19 protein-coding genes are annotated in these 17,713 nt (G+C 72.4%); 3 read left to right on the top strand and 16 right to left on the bottom strand.

The annotated features are described in order from the left end of the window. Positions 1-6: 6 nt before the first annotated feature. The 15 genes from J421_RS00970 to J421_RS00900 form a co-directional block, all read right to left on the bottom strand. Complete coding sequence (locus J421_RS00970; RefSeq protein WP_025409288.1) at positions 7-570, bottom strand: flagellar basal body-associated FliL family protein; 564 nt, start codon at positions 568-570, stop codon at positions 7-9. Positions 571-846: 276 nt separating this feature from the next. After that, positions 847-2,376, bottom strand: a complete 1,530-nt coding sequence (locus J421_RS00965) for a flagellar hook protein FlgE (RefSeq protein ID WP_104022097.1) — start codon at positions 2,374-2,376, stop codon at positions 847-849. Between the two features lie 114 nt (positions 2,377-2,490). Beyond that, the gene (locus tag J421_RS00960) at positions 2,491-3,177 is read right to left on the bottom strand and encodes a flagellar hook assembly protein FlgD (RefSeq protein ID WP_025409286.1); all 687 of its coding nucleotides are present in this window, start codon (positions 3,175-3,177) and stop codon (positions 2,491-2,493) included. Positions 3,178-3,221: 44 nt separating this feature from the next. Continuing rightward, positions 3,222-4,469: a M15 family metallopeptidase gene (locus J421_RS00955; protein ID WP_025409285.1), complete on the bottom strand. Its 1,248-nt coding sequence runs from the start codon at positions 4,467-4,469 to the stop codon at positions 3,222-3,224. Further along, positions 4,466-5,077: a hypothetical protein gene (locus J421_RS00950; RefSeq protein ID WP_025409284.1), complete on the bottom strand. Its 612-nt coding sequence runs from the start codon at positions 5,075-5,077 to the stop codon at positions 4,466-4,468. The genes J421_RS00955 and J421_RS00950 overlap by 4 nt, the downstream gene beginning before the upstream one ends. Next, positions 5,077-5,934: a magnesium transporter MgtE N-terminal domain-containing protein gene (locus tag J421_RS00945; protein ID WP_148306086.1), complete on the bottom strand. Its 858-nt coding sequence runs from the start codon at positions 5,932-5,934 to the stop codon at positions 5,077-5,079. The genes J421_RS00950 and J421_RS00945 overlap by 1 nt, the downstream gene beginning before the upstream one ends. A 3-nt stretch (positions 5,935-5,937) precedes the next feature. Next, the gene (gene fliJ, locus J421_RS00940) at positions 5,938-6,435 is read right to left on the bottom strand and encodes a flagellar export protein FliJ (protein ID WP_025409282.1); all 498 of its coding nucleotides are present in this window, start codon (positions 6,433-6,435) and stop codon (positions 5,938-5,940) included. Positions 6,436-6,438: 3 nt separating this feature from the next. Next, the gene (locus J421_RS00935; protein ID WP_025409281.1) at positions 6,439-7,851 is read right to left on the bottom strand and encodes a FliI/YscN family ATPase; all 1,413 of its coding nucleotides are present in this window, start codon (positions 7,849-7,851) and stop codon (positions 6,439-6,441) included. After that, entirely contained in the window at positions 7,844-8,533 is a 690-nt protein-coding gene (locus J421_RS00930) for a FliH/SctL family protein (RefSeq protein WP_148306085.1), read from the bottom strand. The genes J421_RS00935 and J421_RS00930 overlap by 8 nt, the downstream gene beginning before the upstream one ends. Next, on the bottom strand, positions 8,520-9,566 hold the full coding sequence (gene fliG / locus J421_RS00925; RefSeq protein WP_025409279.1) for a flagellar motor switch protein FliG: 1,047 nt from the start codon (positions 9,564-9,566) through the stop codon (positions 8,520-8,522). The genes J421_RS00930 and fliG overlap by 14 nt, the downstream gene beginning before the upstream one ends. Before the next feature lie 7 nt (positions 9,567-9,573). Next, positions 9,574-11,217 (bottom strand): flagellar basal-body MS-ring/collar protein FliF, encoded by a 1,644-nt coding sequence (gene fliF, locus J421_RS00920; protein WP_025409278.1) that lies wholly within the window; start codon positions 11,215-11,217, stop codon positions 9,574-9,576. Between the two features lie 271 nt (positions 11,218-11,488). Then, positions 11,489-11,830, bottom strand: a complete 342-nt coding sequence (gene fliE / locus J421_RS00915) for a flagellar hook-basal body complex protein FliE (RefSeq protein WP_025409277.1) — start codon at positions 11,828-11,830, stop codon at positions 11,489-11,491. A 14-nt stretch (positions 11,831-11,844) separates the two neighbouring features. Continuing rightward, positions 11,845-12,228: a hypothetical protein gene (locus tag J421_RS00910; RefSeq protein WP_025409276.1), complete on the bottom strand. Its 384-nt coding sequence runs from the start codon at positions 12,226-12,228 to the stop codon at positions 11,845-11,847. A gap of 8 nt (positions 12,229-12,236) precedes the next feature. Beyond that, complete coding sequence (flgC, locus tag J421_RS00905) at positions 12,237-12,863, bottom strand: flagellar basal body rod protein FlgC (protein ID WP_025409275.1); 627 nt, start codon at positions 12,861-12,863, stop codon at positions 12,237-12,239. 11 nt (positions 12,864-12,874) lie between these two features. After that, the gene (locus tag J421_RS00900; RefSeq protein WP_025409274.1) at positions 12,875-13,171 is read right to left on the bottom strand and encodes a hypothetical protein; all 297 of its coding nucleotides are present in this window, start codon (positions 13,169-13,171) and stop codon (positions 12,875-12,877) included. A gap of 550 nt (positions 13,172-13,721) precedes the next feature. Here J421_RS00900 and J421_RS00895 point away from each other — a divergent pair. The 3 genes from J421_RS00895 to J421_RS00885 all read left to right on the top strand — a co-directional run bounded on the left by J421_RS00895 (position 13,722) and on the right by J421_RS00885 (position 17,333). Beyond that, on the top strand, positions 13,722-15,782 hold the full coding sequence (locus tag J421_RS00895) for a M13 family metallopeptidase (RefSeq protein ID WP_025409273.1): 2,061 nt from the start codon (positions 13,722-13,724) through the stop codon (positions 15,780-15,782). A gap of 145 nt (positions 15,783-15,927) precedes the next feature. Beyond that, entirely contained in the window at positions 15,928-16,644 is a 717-nt protein-coding gene (locus tag J421_RS00890; protein ID WP_025409272.1) for a M23 family metallopeptidase, read from the top strand. A gap of 11 nt (positions 16,645-16,655) precedes the next feature. Beyond that, the gene (locus J421_RS00885; protein ID WP_025409271.1) at positions 16,656-17,333 is read left to right on the top strand and encodes a hypothetical protein; all 678 of its coding nucleotides are present in this window, start codon (positions 16,656-16,658) and stop codon (positions 17,331-17,333) included. A 126-nt stretch (positions 17,334-17,459) separates the two neighbouring features. On the opposite strand, the gene J421_RS32505 is transcribed toward J421_RS00885, so the two are convergent. Beyond that, positions 17,460-17,621, bottom strand: a complete 162-nt coding sequence (locus J421_RS32505) for a hypothetical protein (RefSeq protein WP_158508619.1) — start codon at positions 17,619-17,621, stop codon at positions 17,460-17,462. Positions 17,622-17,713: the final 92 nt, after the last annotated feature.

Genomic DNA, 17,713 nt, shown 5'->3' with positions numbered 1-17,713 from the left:
CGGCTCTTACTGGATGACGAACTGCGGGAAGTAGATGCGCAGCGTCGCCTTCTTCTTGAACAGCTTGCGCGCGGCGACGGTCAGCTCGGCCTTGATCTGCTCGCGGAGCCGCATGTCGGCGAGCTGCTCGACGGTCTTCGCGCCTAACGTCACGAGCACCGCGTCGCGCAGCTCGGCGTCGCGCGTCTTCATGTCCTCGAGCAGCGCGGCGCTCGTCGTCTCGAACGCGACGGAGAGCAGCAGGAAGCGCGTGCCCCCCGACTCGGCGGGGTTCAGCACGAGGTTGTCGAGCGTGTAGACCTGGTTCGTGCTCTCGCCCGGCTTCGCCTCGCCGTCGCCGCCTTCGGCCGACGCGTCCTCGGCGGACGCCGTGGCGTCGGTTCCGCGGGCAGGGCGCGCGGCGGAGGCGGCGGGGCTGATCCCCTTCGCCATCGCGGGGCCCACGACGAACACGCCCGACGCGCCGCCGACCGCGAGGCCGAGCACGAGGGCGAGGGCGAACGGCATCATCGCCTTCATCTTGCTCGGCGACGAATCGGCGGCCGGCGGCGTCTGAGCGTCGGCGGACATTTCTGGGCGGGAGGGGAGAGGCGGGGGACGTGCTTTTCCGGGGCGAGGGAAAAGCAGGGCCGGTGCCAGGGGGCGCGATGAGCGTGGAGCGTGGCGCGTGGAGCGTAAGTATTTACCCAGCAACGAGTTCAAGTCGAACGCCGGTCGCCGGCCCGGGACGTGGCCGGATGAACGAAAGCGCCGAGCGGCAAGGATTGCCGCCCGACGCCCGGTAAGAGTTGCCGCGCGCTCTACGCGCTACGCTCCACGCTCATCGCTCTACGCTCTACGCTCGGCTTACCGCTTGATCTGCAGCAGCTCCTGCAGCATCTCGTCGCTCGACGAGACCACCTTGCCGTTCGCCTGGAAGCCGCGCTGGGCGACGATCATGTTCGTGAACTCCTGCGCGAGGTCGACGTTCGACATCTCGAGCGCGCCGGAGGTGATCTGCGACTGCGACCCCTCGAGCGCGAAGCCGAGGACCCCGGCGCCGGAGTTGGCCGACTCCTGGTACATGTTGTCGCCCGTGCGGAGGAGACCGGACGGGTTGTTGAAGTCGGCGAGGACGATCTTGCCGAGCGGCGACGTCGTGCCGTTCGTGAAGAAGCCGGTGATCGTGCCGTAGCGATCGATCGAGAAGTTCTGGAGCGTACCGGCGGTGTAGCCGTCCTGGTCGCGCAGCACCGCGGTCGACGACGTGGCGTACTGCGTGAGCCCGAGCGTGCCGCTGCCGTAGTCGACGCTCACGTTCACGTCGTCGGCGCCGAGGACGCCGAACTGGACGTTGATCTGGTCCGACTGCGTGGGATCGAGGTTGCCCTGCGTGTCGAAGACGAGCGTGCCGCTGTTGATGCCGTTGCCGGTCGCCGCCGGCGGGATGAAGTAGTCCACCGACACCGCGTCGCCGTCGCTGACGCCCGACTGCGGATCGATCGTGACGGCGCCCGACGCGTCGGGGCCGCTGATGTACTGCGGGTCCACCACGGTGCCGCTCGCCGTGACGACGCGCGCGACGACCGAGTTCGCGTCCGCGCGGGGCAGGGTGACCTTGCCGCTGGCGACGGTCTGCGTCGACGTCACGGTGCTCGCCGTCGGGTCGATCTGCCAGTTCCACGTGTTCGCCGCGGTCTTGTAGAACTGGATCTTCACGTCGTGCTTCGTGCCCTGCGAGTCGAAGATCGAGATCGACGTCTCGCTGAACGCGCCGGCGTTGCGGGCCTCGCCGCGGGTGCCGGCGTTGAAGCCGCTCTGCTGCGGCCCGGCGCCGTCCGGATCGCTCGTGTCGAACACCGGCGCGGCCGCACTCAGGTTGCCCGCGAGCTTCATCGTCGACGTCACCTTCGCGGCGACCTTCTGGCCGAACGGGAGCTTGATGTCCTGGATGCCGTCCTGCAGCACGCCGTTCTGGTACACCTTGCCCTGCACGACGAAGCCGTTCGTCGGCGAGACCATGCGGCCGTCGGCGTCGAGCTGGAAGTTGCCGGAGCGCGTGTAGAAGCTCTGGTTCCCCTTGCGCACGACGAAGAACGAGTCGCCCTGCAGCGCGAGGTCGGTCGTCTGCCCCGTCGTCTCGATGTTGCCCTGCGTGAAGAGCTGGTCGATGGAGCCGATCTGCATGCCCAGCCCGACCTGGATCGGGTTGATGCCGCCCTGGTCTCCGGGCGGACGGCTCGCACCCTGCAGCAGCTGCGCGAAGCCTTCCTTGAACGTCACGCGTCCGGCCTTGAAGGCGACGGTGTTAACGTTTGCGATGTTGTTGCCGATAACATCCATGCGGACCTGATGGTTCCGGAGGCCCGACACGCCGGCGAAGAGGGAACGAAGCATCGATGAAAGGGATGCGGGTTAGGCAGCCGTGCTGCGTGGCTGCGTAGCTGCGTGTAGCGTGAGTGTCCTTACGCAGCCACGCAGCACGCAGCCACGCAGCTGTCAGATGAACGATCAGCCCGTGATCTCGGTAACCGACATGTACGGCACTTCCACCCCGCCGATCGACACCACGGGGCCGTGCGACGAGAAGCGCACGCCGTCGATCTTGCCGCTGACGTACGTCGGCGCGGCGTTGGTCTCGTTCGTGCCCGCGTCGGTCTCCACGACGTACTTGTACGTACCGCCGGCGAGCGACTTCGCCGACGAGCCGACGGTGAAGGCGTGGCGCCCCGCGCTCACCGCGCCGAGGTCCTGCGACGCCACCTCGGTGCCGTCCGACGCGTAGACCTTCAGCGTCGCGTGCGTCGCGCCCGCGGGCACGTCGGCGAGCACCGACGCCGGCGCGCCCTTCGTCGTGTCGACCGAGTCCGCCGCGACGACGACCGACTTGCCGACCGCGCCGAGCGCGCCGTTGTTCGCGAGCAGCGTCGCGAGCCCCGTCTGGCCAGTCGACTGCGTGGACAGCGTCTCGTTGATCTGCGTGAGCTGCTCGACGCTCGAGAACTGCGCGAGCTGGGCCGCCATCTGGCTGCTGTCCATCGGGTTCATCGGGTCCTGGTTCTTCATCTGCGCGACGAGCAGCTGGAGGAACTGGTCCTTGCCGAGCGCGCCGCCGGGGCCGCGCGTCAGGCTGTCGGGCTGCGTCGTCGTGCTCTGCGTCGCCGTGCTCGGCGCCGCGGCGGAGATTCCGGTGGCCATGGGGGTCGGGGAAGGGTGATGCCTGACGGATGCCTAACCGATGCCTAACGGCCGTCGCGTCGCGGGCGGCGCCCGCCGCGCGGATCGGTGTCGTCCGGGCTGTCGGCGTCGCGCCGCTGCCGGCGCTGATCGTTCGCGTCGCGCTGCTGGGCGTCGCGCGCCTGCGCGTCGCGCCCTTGCGCGTCGCGGCCCTGCTGCTGCGCGCCCTGCTGCGAGCCTTGCGACGACGAGCCGCCCGCGCCGGAGCGCTCCGCGCCCGACGTGCCGGCCGCCGCGGCGACGAGCCGTCCGGCGTCGATCGCCTCGGCGCCGCGCCCGACGCTCGAGATCTGCACCGTGTCCGTCGTCAGGCCGTGCCGGTCGAGCGCGCCGCGCAGCTCGTTCACGCTCGCGCGCATCCGCTCCGCCGCAGCGTGGTCCGCGAGGTCGATCGACGCGCCGACCTCGAGACCGCGCAGCCCGACGCGGATGCGATCGATGCCGCCGGCGAGGTTCTCGAGCCGCAGCGTGATCGACGACATCGGCTGCGCCGGCGCCGCCTCGCGCGCGTCGAGCAGCTGCGCCACGCGCATCGCGGCATCGACGCCCGCCGCTGGGGCGGGGGCCGCCACGCGGGCGGACACGTCGGCGAACGTCGTCGCGCCCGTGCCGCTGCCTAACGCGCTCGCCGCGCTGTCGCCCGCCGGCTCGCCCGCGCGGCGCGACCCCGCCGTGACGGCGCTCGTGTCGCGCGGTGCCTGCCGCGAGCCGCCGCGCCGATCGCCGCCGTCGGAGCCACGCGACGCGTCGCCCTGCCGCTGCGCGGCGAGCGCGGCGTGCGCCGCCTGCACGAATGCGTGACGCGCGCCGTCGATCGTCGCGGCCGTGTCGACCGTCGACTCCACCGCTGCCTGCGCGCCCGCGACCTGCGCGCCCGCGACCTGCTCCGCCGACGGGTGCGCGCTGCGAGGCATCTCGAGGTGGCCGGGGTCGCGCATGCCGAGCGTGCGCAGCCCCTCCTCGCGCGCCACACGCTGCAGCGCCTCGAACCCCGCGCGGTCGCTCCACCCGCCGTCCACGGTGACGTCCACCGCCTCGCCGGCGGTGTGGCGCGAGTGGCGCGTCCACGTCACGACGTCGCCGTCGCGCGTGCGGCCCTGCGCGTACAGGAAGTCCTGCCGCTCCTGCGTGCGCGTGCTCTCGACCGCCTGCACGTCGTGGCCCGTCTCGTCGCGCATGCGCTCCACGACGCGCTCCAGCCGCGCGCGGAGCTCGGGGTCGACGCCATCGAGCGCGCGCGCGATCTGCGTCACGTCCGTCGCGGCCGCGCCGTTCGTCGCGTCGGCGCCCGCGGCGCCCTCGGTGCCGTCGGCATCCTTCGCGTCGTGCGCGCCGCGCGCGCCGCGCTCGTGGCGTCGGCCGCGTGCCGCGCTCGTGGCATCGGCGGCGTCGGAATGGTTCGTCGCGTCGGCGGCGGCAGCGGCATCGTGCTCTCGGGGGGGGGCCCCCGCGGCGGTCGTCGCGCCGCTCGCCGCGTCTCGTCGTCGTCGCGCGTGCCCGCGTCGCCGTGCGCGTCCTCGCCTGCCACGTCGCGCGCCTCGTGCCGCCCGACCTGGCGCCGCGCGTCCACGTCGTCGGTCCGGTCGGTCCGGTCGGTCCGGTCGGCGCGCGCCGTCGTGCCGCGCGTCGACGTGCCCTCGGCGCCCGTCTCCTCCGACGTCCCCTCGTCGCGATCGCCGAGCGACTCGGCGGCCGGCTCCTGACGGGGCGGCGGCTCGGGGCGCGGCGGCGGCGTCATCGCCGCCGTCAGCATGGACGCGAACGCCGGCGAGTCGGCGGGCGACGTGTGATCGTTAGGCGTCCGGCTGCCCGTCGACGCGCCGCTCAGCGTGTCGAGCAGCCCCGCACTCGTGACCTGCATCAGCGGCCTCCCGCGGTCGGGGTACGGAGCGCCAGCTTGCCGAGCGCCGCGGCGCGCGGCGCGGGAAGCGCGGCGAGGATCGCCGCCGCCTGGCGGTCGGCGAGCAGGGCGAGAATGGTCTGCACGTCGCGATCCTCCATCTGCTCGAGCACCCGCGCGGCCTCCTTCGCCGCCATGTTGCCGAACACCTTCGCGAGGCGGCGCTCCGGCGGTCCGTCGGCGCGCGCCGCCGCCGTGGCCGACGCGATCCGCGTCTCCACCAGCGGCTTCGGCGACCGCACCATCACCGCCGCCGAGTCCGCGCGCGCGGAGGCGCGGTGCGCGGGCTCCTTCGGCGTCCGCGCCGGCGGCGTGCTGCGCGGGGCGGGCGACGCGGTGTTCGGCGTCCCGCTCGACGGCTCGTTAGGCACCGCGGCCGGCACCGTGCCGCTCGCCGGAGCCGGCGTCTCGTTCGACGCGACCTGCGTGGGCGTGATGGGCGCGTGCGTCGCCGGCGCCGTCGTGCGCGGCCGGTCCACCGGGCGTCGCGGCACCGTCCCGATCGTCACCGGCCCCGCCGTCCTCTCCGGAGCCGGCGCCCGCGCGCTGTCGTGCGCCGCGCTGTCGTGCGCCGCGCCGTCGTGCGCCGCGCTGTCGACCGGCGCGGTCGCGGGCACGCTCGACGAGTCGGCCGCGGCGTGCTCGCCGCCTTCCGGCGCCGCCGGGTGCGCGGGCGCGGCCTTCGCCGGCGCGCGCGTCGGCATCACGCCGACCAGCGGCGCGGCGCTCTTCGCTTGCTGGATCTTCATCGCCGTCGTGCCGCTGACGCCGAGCAGCAGCCCGACGAGGAACGGCATCATCAAACGCACCATGCCCATGGCTTACGACTCGTCCGAATCGGTGGGGGACTGCTGTCCGGCGCCGCCGTGCGCGGTGTACGCCTGTGTGAAGCGCGTGAGCGCGATCTCGTCCATGCGCTGGCGGTCGGCGGCGCTCTCGCCGGCCCGCCAGGTCTCCTGGGCGCGCTCGCGCAGTCGATCGAGCGTGCGGCGGTCGCGGTACGCGGCGCGCAGGTCGTCCTGCCGCTGCGCCACGACGTCCTCCGCCGACGTCGTCGCCGACGCCGCTTCCTCGACGCGCTCGTCGAGCCGCCCGAGCAGGAACTGCAGCGTGCGCAGCGCGCCCACGCTCAACTCTCCCGTCTCCGCCACCTCGGTGGGCGCCGCCTGTCGGGCGAGCGCGGCGCGCGCGGCCTCCAGCCGCTCCTGCTCGGCGCGCGCGGCCGCCGCGATCTCCTCCGCGGCGACGAGCGCCGTGGCGGCGTCGCGCTCCTTGCGCTCGCGCAGGTCGAGCACGCGCTGCAGTCGGAACCGGAACACCCGTTAGGCTCCCCGCCGCGACTGCGCGGCGATCTGCTTGCCGAGGTGCGCGAGCGTCGCGCGCGTCATGTCGTACTTGCTCGCCTCGTCGGGGCGCTGCTGCAGGAAGCCGAGCGCCTGCTCGCGCAGCGCGATCGACGCGTCGACCATCGGGTCGCTCCCGCGCTGGTACGCGCCGACGAGGATGAGGTCCTCCTTCTCGCGATACGCCGCCTCGAGCTTCAGCAGCGCGTTCGCCGCGCCCTTGTGCTCGGGGGTGATGATCTGGTCGCGCACGCGGCTCTTCGAGTCGAGCACGTCGATCGCGGGAAAGTGGCCCGCGGCGGCGAGCTTGCGCGTGAGCACGACGTGGCCGTCGAGGATCGAGCGCGCGGCGTCGGCCACGGGCTCGTTGAAGTCGTCGCCGTCCACGAGGACGGTGTAGATGCCGGTGATCCCGCCGCGCTCACCGTTGCCCGCGCGCTCCAGGAGCCGGGGCAGGGCGGCGAACACCGACGGCGGATAACCCTTCGTCGTCGGCGGCTCGCCGACGGCGAGGCCGATCTCGCGCCACGCCATCGCGACGCGCGTCACCGAGTCGACCATGAGCAGCACCTGCTTCCCCTGGTCGCGGAAGTACTCGGCGATCGCCGTGGCGACGAGCGCGCCGCGGGCCCGCACGAGCGCCGCCTGGTCGCCGGTGGCGACGACGAGCACCGAGCGGGCGAGCCCCTCCGGGCCTAACGAGTGCTCGATGAACTCGCGCACCTCGCGGCCACGCTCGCCGAGCAGCGCGATCACGTTCACGTCGGCGCGCGCCTGGCGGGCGATCATGCCCAGCAGCGTGCTCTTGCCGACGCCCGAGCCGGCGAAGATGCCGACGCGCTGGCCGCGCCCGAACGTCAGCGTGCCGTCGATCGCGCGCACGCCCGTCTCCATCGGCTCGCTCACCATCTCGCGCACGAGCGGATTCGGGGGCTCGGCGGCGAGCGGCACGCGCTCCTCCACGTCGAGCTTCCCCTTGCCGTCGATCGGGTGGCCGAGGCCGTTCAGGATGCGGCCGAGCAGCCCCGGACCGACGTCGACCCCGAACGAGCGGCCTAACGGCAGCACCGAGCTGCCGGGGTGCAGCCCGTCCATCTCCCCGAGCGGCATGAGCAGCACGCCGCGCTCGTGGAAGCCCACGACCTCGGCCAGCACCGACTGGTCGCCGGCGAGCGACGTGATGCGGCACAGCTCCCCGAGCCCGACGTCGAGCCCCGCGGCCTCGATCACGAGGCCGACGACGCGCGTCACCTTGCCGTACGTGCCGAAGCGCGGACAGTCGTCGAGCAGGCCGAGGAGCGCCGTGGTCGGATCCTCGCCGGGCGACACCGTGAGGATGCCGCCGGGCGGGGTGAGGCGCGCCGTGCGCGCGGACCGATTCGCGTTAGGCATGGTGGCCGCTCAGCCGGCGGTACACGCGCTCGAGCGCCGTGTCCACGCGCCCGTCCACGATGCGCTCGCGCCCTTCCACCACCACGCCGCCGCGCTCCACGCGCGGGTCGGGGATCCACCGCACCTCGCCGGCGCGCCGCGACTCGGTGAGCGTCGACTTCAGCGTGTCGAGGTCCGACGGATGCACGCGCACCTGCAGCGACTGGTCCTGCGGGAACTCCGCCGTGGCCCGCGCCGCGAGATCGCGCACCAGCCCGTCGTCGTCGCGCACCTCGCGCCCGACGACGACGCGCGCGGCGGCCGAGGCGAGCGCCGCGACGTTGTCCTGCAGCGTGCCTAACCACCGCGCCTCGCCCTCGCGCACCGCTTCGGCGGCGAGCCACAGCGCCTCCAGCGCGCTCGCGAGCGCGAGGCGTCCGGCTTCCTGAGCCTCCGCGCGTCCCTGCGCCACGCCGGCCGCGTACGCGTCCGCCTGCAGCTGCTCGCGCTCGACGAGCGCCTCCTCCTCGCGCCGCGCGAGCGCCGCGCGCACCGCGTCCTCGAGATCCCGCGCGGTGACCGGGGTGTCGGCGTCGTAGGTCGGCTCCAGCTCCGGCATCTCGAGCTCGGGGAGCTCGAACGCCTCCACCGGGATCTGCTCCGGCATCCAGGCCGCCGCGCGGCCGCGATCAGACGAGAACATCGTCGCCATTCCCCGAGGTCAGCACGATCTCGCCCGACTCCTCGAGCTTGCGCACCTGCGTCACGATCACCGCCTGCGCCGCCTCGACGTCGCGCATCTTCACGGGGCCCATGAACTCCATCTCTTCCTTCAGCGCACCGACCGCGCGCTGCGACATCGCGCTCATGATCTTGTCGCGCAGGTCGTCGCTCGCCGCCTTCAGCGCGAGCGCGAGCTGCTTCGCCTCGATCTCGCGCAGCAGGCGCTGCAGCGACTTGTCGTCGAGCCCCGCGAGGTCCTCGAAGACGAACATGAGGTTCTTGATTTGCTCGCAGAGCGACGCGTCGCGCTCGCTCACGCCCTCGAGCAGCTCCTTCTCCAGCGTGCCGCTCACGAGGTTCAGCACGTTCGCCACGGCGGCCGGACCACCGGCGGCGCTCATGCCCTGCGAGAAGTTGAGGTCCGCCTCGCTCGACAGCGCGCGTTCGATGAGCTGCAGCATCTCCGGCGCGACCTTCTCCATGCGCGCCATGCGGAAGATCACCTCGCCGCCGAACGACGTCGGCAGCTCGCGCAGGATCGCCGCGGTGTGCTGCGTGTCGAGGTGCGCGAGCACGAGCGCCGCGGTCTGCGGATGCTCGCCGCGCAGCGTCGTCGCGAGCTGCTGCGGATCGGCCTTGCGCAGGCGGTGCAGCCCCGCGGTGTCGGCGATCTGCGACGAGATGCGGCGCATGATCGAGTCGGCGCGCTGGCGGCCGTAGGCCTTCTCCAGCACCTCCTTCGCGTACTCGAGACCGCCCGTCGTGAGCGACGCGACGCCCAACGTGGACTCGAGCCACTCGGTGAGCACCGCCTCCATCGTCTCGGGGGCGACGCGATCCATCCGCGCGATCTCGTACGTGACCAGCTCGGCCTCGTCGGGGCTCAGCCCCGACGTGAGCTTCGCGGCGGCCTCGGCGCCGACCGCCATGCAGACGATGGCGATCTTCTGGCGGCCGCTGATGAGACGACCGTGGACGGTCGTGGGCTTCGTGTGGGCGACGGCGGTCGTCATGAGTCGGTCAGTCCTGCTTCAACCACGAGCGGACGACGCGCGTCGCCGCCTCGGGGCGCTGGTCGATGATCGCGAGCGCCTGGTCGCGCACCGGGTTCGGCACCTCGTGCAGCACCATCGGCTCGTTCGTGTTGGCGCCGCCGGTGATGTAGACCGTCTGGTGCTCGCCGCCCTCGATGAGCGGCCGGCCCGTCGACGGGTCGTACAGCTCGCCCGGCGCGGCGCCGTGCCCGGCGCCGTACCCGGCGCCGTATCCGGCACCGTGCCCGGCACCCTCCAGCATCGGCCCACCGGCGCCCGCGGCGAGGGCAGGGACGCTCTCGCCCGCCGCCAGCTCGGTCACCTTCGTCGGCCGCAGCGCGCGCAGCGTGAGCACCGCGACGAGCAGCACGCCGAGCAGCGCGGCGGCCGTGACGACGGGCCGCTGCATCTCGCCGACGCGCGACAGCAGGTCCGTGCGCTGCTCCGCCATCGGGGCCATCGGCGCCATCGTGCCGTCGAACGCCGTGTTCACGACCGAGAGCTTGTCGCCGCGCGCCGAGTCGAGGCCGACCGCGTTGCGCACGAGCGTGTCGATGCGCGCGAGCTCAGGCCCCGTCCGCGGCAGCGACGTCGGCTTCGGGCCGGGGACGAGCCGATCGTTCACGAGCACCGCGACGGTCAGACGCCTCACGTTGCCGATCGCGCCGCTGAACGTCTCGGTGCTCCGCGTCGTCTCGTAGCTCGTCGCGGTGTTGCTCGACGCCGAGCCGCCCTGCGCGCCCGGCGTGACCTCCGCCTTCTGCTCGGTGGACACGACCTGCTTGTCCGGATCCACCGCCTGCGTCGTGCGCTCGACGCGGTCGAAGTTCACGACCGCGGAGACCTGCACGCGCGCGTTCTTCGGGCCGACGATCTCGCCGACGATCGCCTGCGCCTTCTTCTCCAGGTAGCTCTCGACCTCGCGCTGCACGGCGAGCTGCTGGCTCGTGAGGCCGGCGAGCGATCCGGCCTCGTTGTCGAGCGTGAGCATGCGCCCACCGTCGTCCACGATCGTCACGTGCTCGCTCCGCAGCCCGTCCACCGACGCCGCGACGAGGTGCGCGATCCCCTGCACGACGTCGTTCGGCGGCGTCTCGCCGTTCTGGAGCTTCAGCACCACGCTCGCCTCGATCGGCCGGTCGGACGCGCGGAAGACGGTGCCTTCCTGCATCGCGATGTGGACCTGGGCGAGCTCGATCCCGCGCATCTTGCTGATCGTGCGCTCCAGCTCCCCCTCGAGCGCGCGCCGGTAGTTGATGCGCTGCGTGAAGTCGGTCATCCCCCACGACGGCTGGTCGAACAGCTCCAGCCCGGGGCGTCCCGCGTTCGGCAGCTCGCCGCCGCTCGCGATCGCGACGCGGGCGCGGGCGACGTCCTCGGCCTTCACCTGCAGCTCCGTGCCGCCCTTCTCGAGGCGGTACTCGATGCCGACCTCGGTGAGCTTCTGCGTCAGCTTGTCGGCCTTCTCGAGCGGCACGTTCGCGAACGCAGGCACCCACGTCGGCGCGGTCGCCCAGCGCGAGATCCCGAACACGAGACCGGCGGCGAGCAGGCCGACGAGCAGGATCGCCGCGCGACGGGGGCCGCCGACGCGATCGAGCAGGGGCTGGAAAGCTGGGGAGAGTGCCACGTCGAGGAGGGGGAGACGCGGAAAGCGGGGCGGGACTTCGAAGCGGACCCCTCAGAGGCACGGCCCGTACCGTTCAGGTCTCTTCGGCTAAGTCGCTGCCGGAGCGGGACTTGTGAGGAAGATGGCGCTGCCGGGCGGAGCGGGCGAATGTGCCAGGCGGCAATTGTTGCCGACTCCGGAGCGGCCGGAAGTGCCGCTCGCGCAAATGGGGTCGGAGTCGATTGACCGCTCGTATCGACGCCGACCCCATCTCCCGTTCCTGACCCGGCCGTCAGCTCTGCATGCTCACCAGCGTGCGGTACGCCTCGGTCATCTTGTTCCGCAGCTCCACCATGAGGTCGAGCGACAGGCTCGCTTCCTCCGTCGCCGCCATGACCTGGTGGATCTCGACGTTCTCGCCGCGCACGAACCGTCCCTGGAGGTCGGCCGCGGCGTCCTGCTGCGCCGAGACGTCGCCGACGAACCGCTTCAGCGTGTCGCCGAACGACGGGCCCTCGGTCGAGCCGGGGCCGACGACCGGGACCTGGATGCCGGCGCCGTCGAGCGGACGCGTCGGGCCGAGCGCGCCCGGCTGCATCATGCGCCCGGACAGGGCGGAGATCGGATCGGACATCGAAGGGCTCCGGCTCAGGCGCGGACGTCGAGGCGCCCGCCGCGCACGGCGGGGGCAGCCTGCGCCATCGGGTTGATGTGCGCCGCCACTCGGCCGTAGGTCAGCGGCCCGCTCTGCGCGGCCTTCGCGAAGAACGCCCGCTCGTCGCTCGTCAGCACGCTCCACAGCTCCGGGTCGGTCCCTGCCGGGGCCTCGGCGGCGAGCGTCGTGGCGGGCGCGGCGAGCGACGGCTGCGGCTTCAGCGCCGGGGCGGCCGGAGTCGCGGCGGGCCGGGCCGCGCCCGGCCGCACCTGGCCGGGCTGCACGCCGCCGTTCTGGGCGGGGCGCGCGGGGCTCGTGCCGGCCGTGCGGCCGAGGTTGCCGAGCAGGGGATTGTTCTGGACGCCGTAGATGGACATGGGTGGGGTCAGATCGAGATCGCCGACTTGAGCATCGCCTTCGCCGACTGGAAGACCGTCGCGTTGGCCTCGTAGATCCGCTTCGCGTCGAGGAGATCGACCATCTCGTCCGAGACGCGCACGTTCGGGTAGCGCACGTAGCCGTTCGCGTCCGCGTCGGGATGCCCGGGGTCGTAGACGAGCGGGCCCTCGGAGGCGTCCTCGGCGATCTGCGCGACGCGCACGCCGTGCTGGCCGTCGTCGCTCGGAAGCGCCGGAACGGTGATGTTCCGCGGATCGTCCCCGCCGAGCCCACCGACCGACAGGCCGGGGACCTGGAACGCCGGCACCCCGAACGGCGGCACGTTCGGCGGCGCCGTCGTGCCGAGCGTGGCGGCGGTCTGCGGCACGCCGAACCGGTCCGTGTCCGCCGACGCGGCCTGGAGCACGGTCACCTTCCGCTTGTACGGCCCGCCGCCGTCGGTCCGCGTCGTCTCGGCGTTCGCGAGGTTGCTCGCGATCGTCTCGATGCGCTGGCGCTGGGCGGAGAGGCCGCTCGCCGCGAGGGCGAGCGAGCGGAACATCGGCCGGACCGGCGACTGCGGCAGGATCGCCGGCAGGAGGCCGATCGGGCGGGAGCTCGGGAAATCGGGCATCGGCTATCGGATCAGCGGTCGCGGATCGACGTCCGCAGCTGCGCGTACGTCTTCTCCAGCAGCTTCGCCGTCGTCTCGTAGCGGAGCTGCTCGTCGCCGAGGCTCATCATCTCCGCCTCGATGTCGACCTTCTCGCCCTGCGCGGCCTGACCGGGCGCGGCGGGGTCGGGGAGCGCGAAGCCGTCGGCGTTGCCGAGCGAGGCCTTCGCCACCCGATCGGCGATGCCGCGCGTGCGGGCCGCGCTGGCGTCGAGCCCCTCACGGAGCGAGCCGGCGTTGGACACGCGGTTGATGAAGCCGAAGAGCATGGCGGGAGAGGCGGGAAGGAGGTGGGACCGTGCGGCACCGTCCCGAGGCAACGGCCGGACCCGACCGCTCGAACCGGCGATCGCGTTGTGGCGCAATGACTTGAGCGATTCGGCCGACGATGGCTCCGCCCGGCAGGTTCGTCCGGAGCGGCAGATCCTGCCGGGTCCGTCGCGCCGTTCAGGACCTACGGTTCCGCATCGCTCCGCGAGGTTTGGACGCGGATCACGCGGATCACGCGGACACTTCCGGATAGGAATGAGGCCGAAGGCTCACGCCTCATTCCTATCCCGTAGTGTCCGCGAAATCCGCGTCCAACACTCGAGGAACCCGGCTCCGACGCGGCGCCTCGTCGGGCGCCACCGAGCCTCGCCCCGCTGGCCATCCGTTCAGAATTCGTAAAGAAACCGTGTAAACGGATGACGATCGTGTGACCTGGGCCACTAGCTTCCAGTCTGTAGACGCTTCCGCGCCCCACCGCGCTCCCTGGTGTGGCGCCCCGCCACCTCGTGCGCGCCGCCCTCGGTCGCCACGCCTCGGAGAGTCCCCCCGATGTCCTTCCGTCGTTCCCGCTTCACCGCGCTCGCCGCGGCCGCCGGTCTCGTCACCCTGCCGCTCGGCGCGCAGACCGCGTCGAACCCGCGGCCGCTCGACCGCACGAACATGGACACGACCTGCGCCGCGTGCACCGACTTCTTCCAGTTCGCGAACGGCGGCTGGCTGAAGACCGCGCAGATCCCGGCGGCGTACCCCCGCTGGGGCAGCTTCGAGATGCTGGCCGACAAGAACCAGCTCGTCCTGCGGCAGATCGTCGAGGAGTCGGCGGCGCAGAAGCCGGTGGCCGTGGCCGACCGGAAGGGCGCCGCGGCGAACGTGCAGAAGATCGGCGCGTTCTACCGCTCGTGCATGGACTCGGCGACGGCCGAGCGCCTCGGCATCGATCCCGTCCGGCCGCTGCTCACGCGCATCGACGCGATCAAGACGACCGACGACGTGAAGCGCTCGCTCGCCTCGCTCGAGGCGGACGCCGGGCTCGCGCCGTTCGGCTCCGGCGCCGGCCCCGACGCGAAGAACTCGAAGGCGCTCATCGTCATCGCCACGCAGGGCGGCCTCGGGCTCCCCGACCGCGACGTGTACCTCGTCGACAACCCGCGCTTCAAGCAGTTCCGCGACGCGTACGTGCAGCACATGGTGAACCTGTTCACCATGGCCGGCATGCCGGTCGCCGACGCGCAGGCCGACGCGCAGAAGGTGCTCGCGCTCGAGACGAAGCTCGCCGCCGCGCAGATGTCGCGCGTGCAGATGCGCGACCCGAACGCCGTCTACCACAAGACGACGCTCGCCGAGTTCCAGAAGACGACGCCGAACATCGATTGGGCGGCGTTCTTCAAGGCGCAGAGCGCGCCGGCGTTCACGGACATCAACGTGATGACGCCGGACTACTTCAAGGCGGTCGACTCGCTGCTCGTGAAGGAGCCCGCCGATGCGTGGCGCGCCTACTTCCGCGCGCACGCGCTGCACGGCGCGGCGGGGCTGCTGAGCGCCGCGTTCGTGAACGAGAACTTCAAGTTCGGGCAGCTGTTCTCCGGCGCGAAGGAGATGCAGCCGCGCTGGAAGCGGTGCACGAGCGCGACGAGCGCCGCGCTCTCGGATCCGGTGGGCCAGGAGTACGTGCGCCGCACGTTCACGGAGCAGGACAAGGCGCGCGCGAACGCGATCGTGAACAACCTCCGCGCCGCGCTGAAGGAGCGGATCGAGGGGCTCACGTGGATGAGCGACGCGACGAAGCGCCAGGCGCTCACGAAGCTCGCCGCGTTCACGCAGAAGATCGGCTACCCCGACAAGTGGAAGGACTACTCCGATCTCCAGATCGCCGACGGCTCGTACTACGCGAACCTGCAGCGCGTGCAGGAGTGGGGGCGCGCGCGGAGCTGGGCGAAGCTGAACAAGCCGATCGACCGCACCGAGTGGCTGATGATCCCGTCGGAGGTGAACGCGTACTACCGCCCCGACTGGAACGAGATCGTGTTCCCCGCGGGCATCCTCCAGTTCCCGTTCTTCAACCCGCAGGCCGACGACGCGGTGAACTACGGGGCGATGGGCGCCGTGATCGGCCACGAGATGTCGCACGGCTTCGACGACCAGGGCCGCCAGTTCGACGCCGAGGGCAACCTGCGCGACTGGTGGACGGCGGACGACGCCGCGAAGTACAAGACGCAGGCGCAGCGCGTCGTCGAGCAGTTCGACGGCTACACCGTGGTCGACTCGGCCACGCACGTGAAGGGGCAGCTCACGCTCGGTGAGAACATCGGCGACCTCGGTGGCCTCACGATCGCGTACGCGGCGATGGAGAAGGCGTTGGGCAACAAGCCGCGCACGAAGATCGACGGCTTCACGCCCGAGCAGCGCTTCTTCCTCGGGTGGGCGCAGGTGTGGCGCGAGACGATGCGGCCCGAGGCGGCGCGCAACCTCGTGCTCACGAACGTGCACTCGCCGGGGGTGTGGCGCGTGAACGGCCCGCTGTCCAACATGCCGGAGTTCAAGGCGGCGTGGGGCTGCAAGGACGGCGACGCGATGGTGCGGCCGGCGGAGAAGCGCGCGCAGATCTGGTGAGCCGGCGCTGATGGCGCGGCGCTGATGCCACGGCGCTGAAACGGCGGCTCCGAACCTGCGATCGTTCGCAGTGTCGGAGCCGCTTTTTCAGCGCCGCCCCACCAGCGCCGTCTTGCCGGCGCCGCCGTTCGAGTAGGATTCACCCATGCGACGACTCCTCCTGCTGCTGGTCTCGACGGCCGCGTGCGGCGTCGAGTACCGGCCCGGCGACGGGCACTCGGGCAGCTCCACCGGGGCGACCACCTCGGTCGCCGCGCGCGACACCGTCGTCCGCGTCGACACGGTGGTCCGCGTCGACACCGTGTGGCTCGCGCGCGACTCGCTCTGGGCGCTCGACCCGAGCGCCGGCGGCGACTCGGCGGCCGCGGTGCGCGTCGACTCCGCGCCGCCCCCGCCGGCGGCGTCCGATCTCGACGCGCTGCGCGCGCGGCGGCTCATCGTGCCGGTGCAGGGCGTGGCCGCGTCGTCGCTGCGGAGCAACTTCGCCGAGAAGCGGGGCGGCGGCCGGCCGCATCAGGCGCTCGACATCATGGCGCCGCGCGGCACGCCGGTCCTGTCGGCCGACGACGGGCGCGTCGCGAAGCTGTTCACGAGCAAGGCCGGCGGGCTCACGGTGTACGTCGTGAGCCCCGACGGCCGCTTCATGTACTACTACGCGCACCTCGACCACTACCGGGACGGCCTGGCCGAGGGCGCGACGGTGAAGAAGGGCGACGTGCTCGCCTACGTCGGCTCCACCGGCGACGCGTCGCCGGACGCGCCGCACCTCCATTTCGCGATCGCCCGCGTCACCGACCCGAAGCAGTGGTGGGGCGGGACGCCGATCGATCCGTATCCGCTGCTCGCCCCGTCCGGTCCCTGACCCCGTCCCGCATGCCGCACGCGCGTTCCCGCCGCGACTTCCTCGCCTCCCTCGCCGCGACGGCCGCCGCGGTGCCGCTCGCCGGTCTCGCCGCGCCCGCGGGGGCCGCCGCGCCTGCCCCGTTCGACGACGCGTGGACGGCCCGCGTCGCCGCCGCGAAGCACAAAGCCGTCTTCGACGGGCCCGATCCGACCGACGGGCTCGCGCTCACGCAGTCGTGGATCTACCGCCGCGGCTACGAGGCGATGGGTGCCGCGCCGCGCGACGTCGTGCCGGTGGTGGTCCTCCGCCACGCTGCGGCGGTCGTCGCGGCGGACGACGCGCTGTGGGCCAAGTACCCGATCGGCGCGCTGCGCAAGATCGACGACCCGGACACCAGGAAGCCGGCCGAACGCAACCCGTGGGCGCGCACCCCGGTCGGCAAGCCGACGGGCGTCGAGGACATGCTCGGTCCGGGCACGGACCCCACGGTGGAAGGGGTGATCCGCTCCGGCGGCATCGTGCTTGTGTGCAACCTCGCCCTCGCCAACTCGTCGCGCGCCATCGCCAAGCAGCGCGGGCTCAAGGCCGACGACGTGCTGGCCGAGCTCCGCGCGGGCCTCATCCCCGGCGTCATCCTCCAGCCCTCGGGCGTCTACGCGACGGCGCGGGCGCAGGAGGTGGGGGCGGTGTTCATGCGTAGTACGTGACTGGGTGGTCGGGACTCGGGACTCGGGACTCGGGACTCGGGACTCGGGACTCGGGACTCGGGACTCGGGACTCGGCGCTGCGGACTCCCGAGTCCCGAGTCCCGAGTCCCGAGTCCCGACATTCTGTCAGGCGGTGCGCATCCGCCGGGTCCCGCGCATGACGAGCTGCTCGATCGCGTAGCCGGCGACGGCGATGGCGACGACGCGGAGGAGCGGGTTCGGGATCCAGCGGGCGAGGCGGCGCTGGGCGGTGCGGTTCAGCAGGCCGGAAGCGAGGGGACGGAGCATCGGATCTATCCTCCAGGTCGATTGAGTCGGGGTGCGATAATCATCCGGTAGCAGGGGCAAGCGTCGTTCCGAGGGCGTCGCTTAGATTGCCC

This window comes from Gemmatirosa kalamazoonensis, from assembly GCF_000522985.1.
Lineage (GTDB): Bacteria > Gemmatimonadota > Gemmatimonadetes > Gemmatimonadales > Gemmatimonadaceae > Gemmatirosa > Gemmatirosa kalamazoonensis.
Note: the sequence above shows the minus strand (reverse complement) of the source record. Positions and strands in the feature narration are given on the sequence as shown.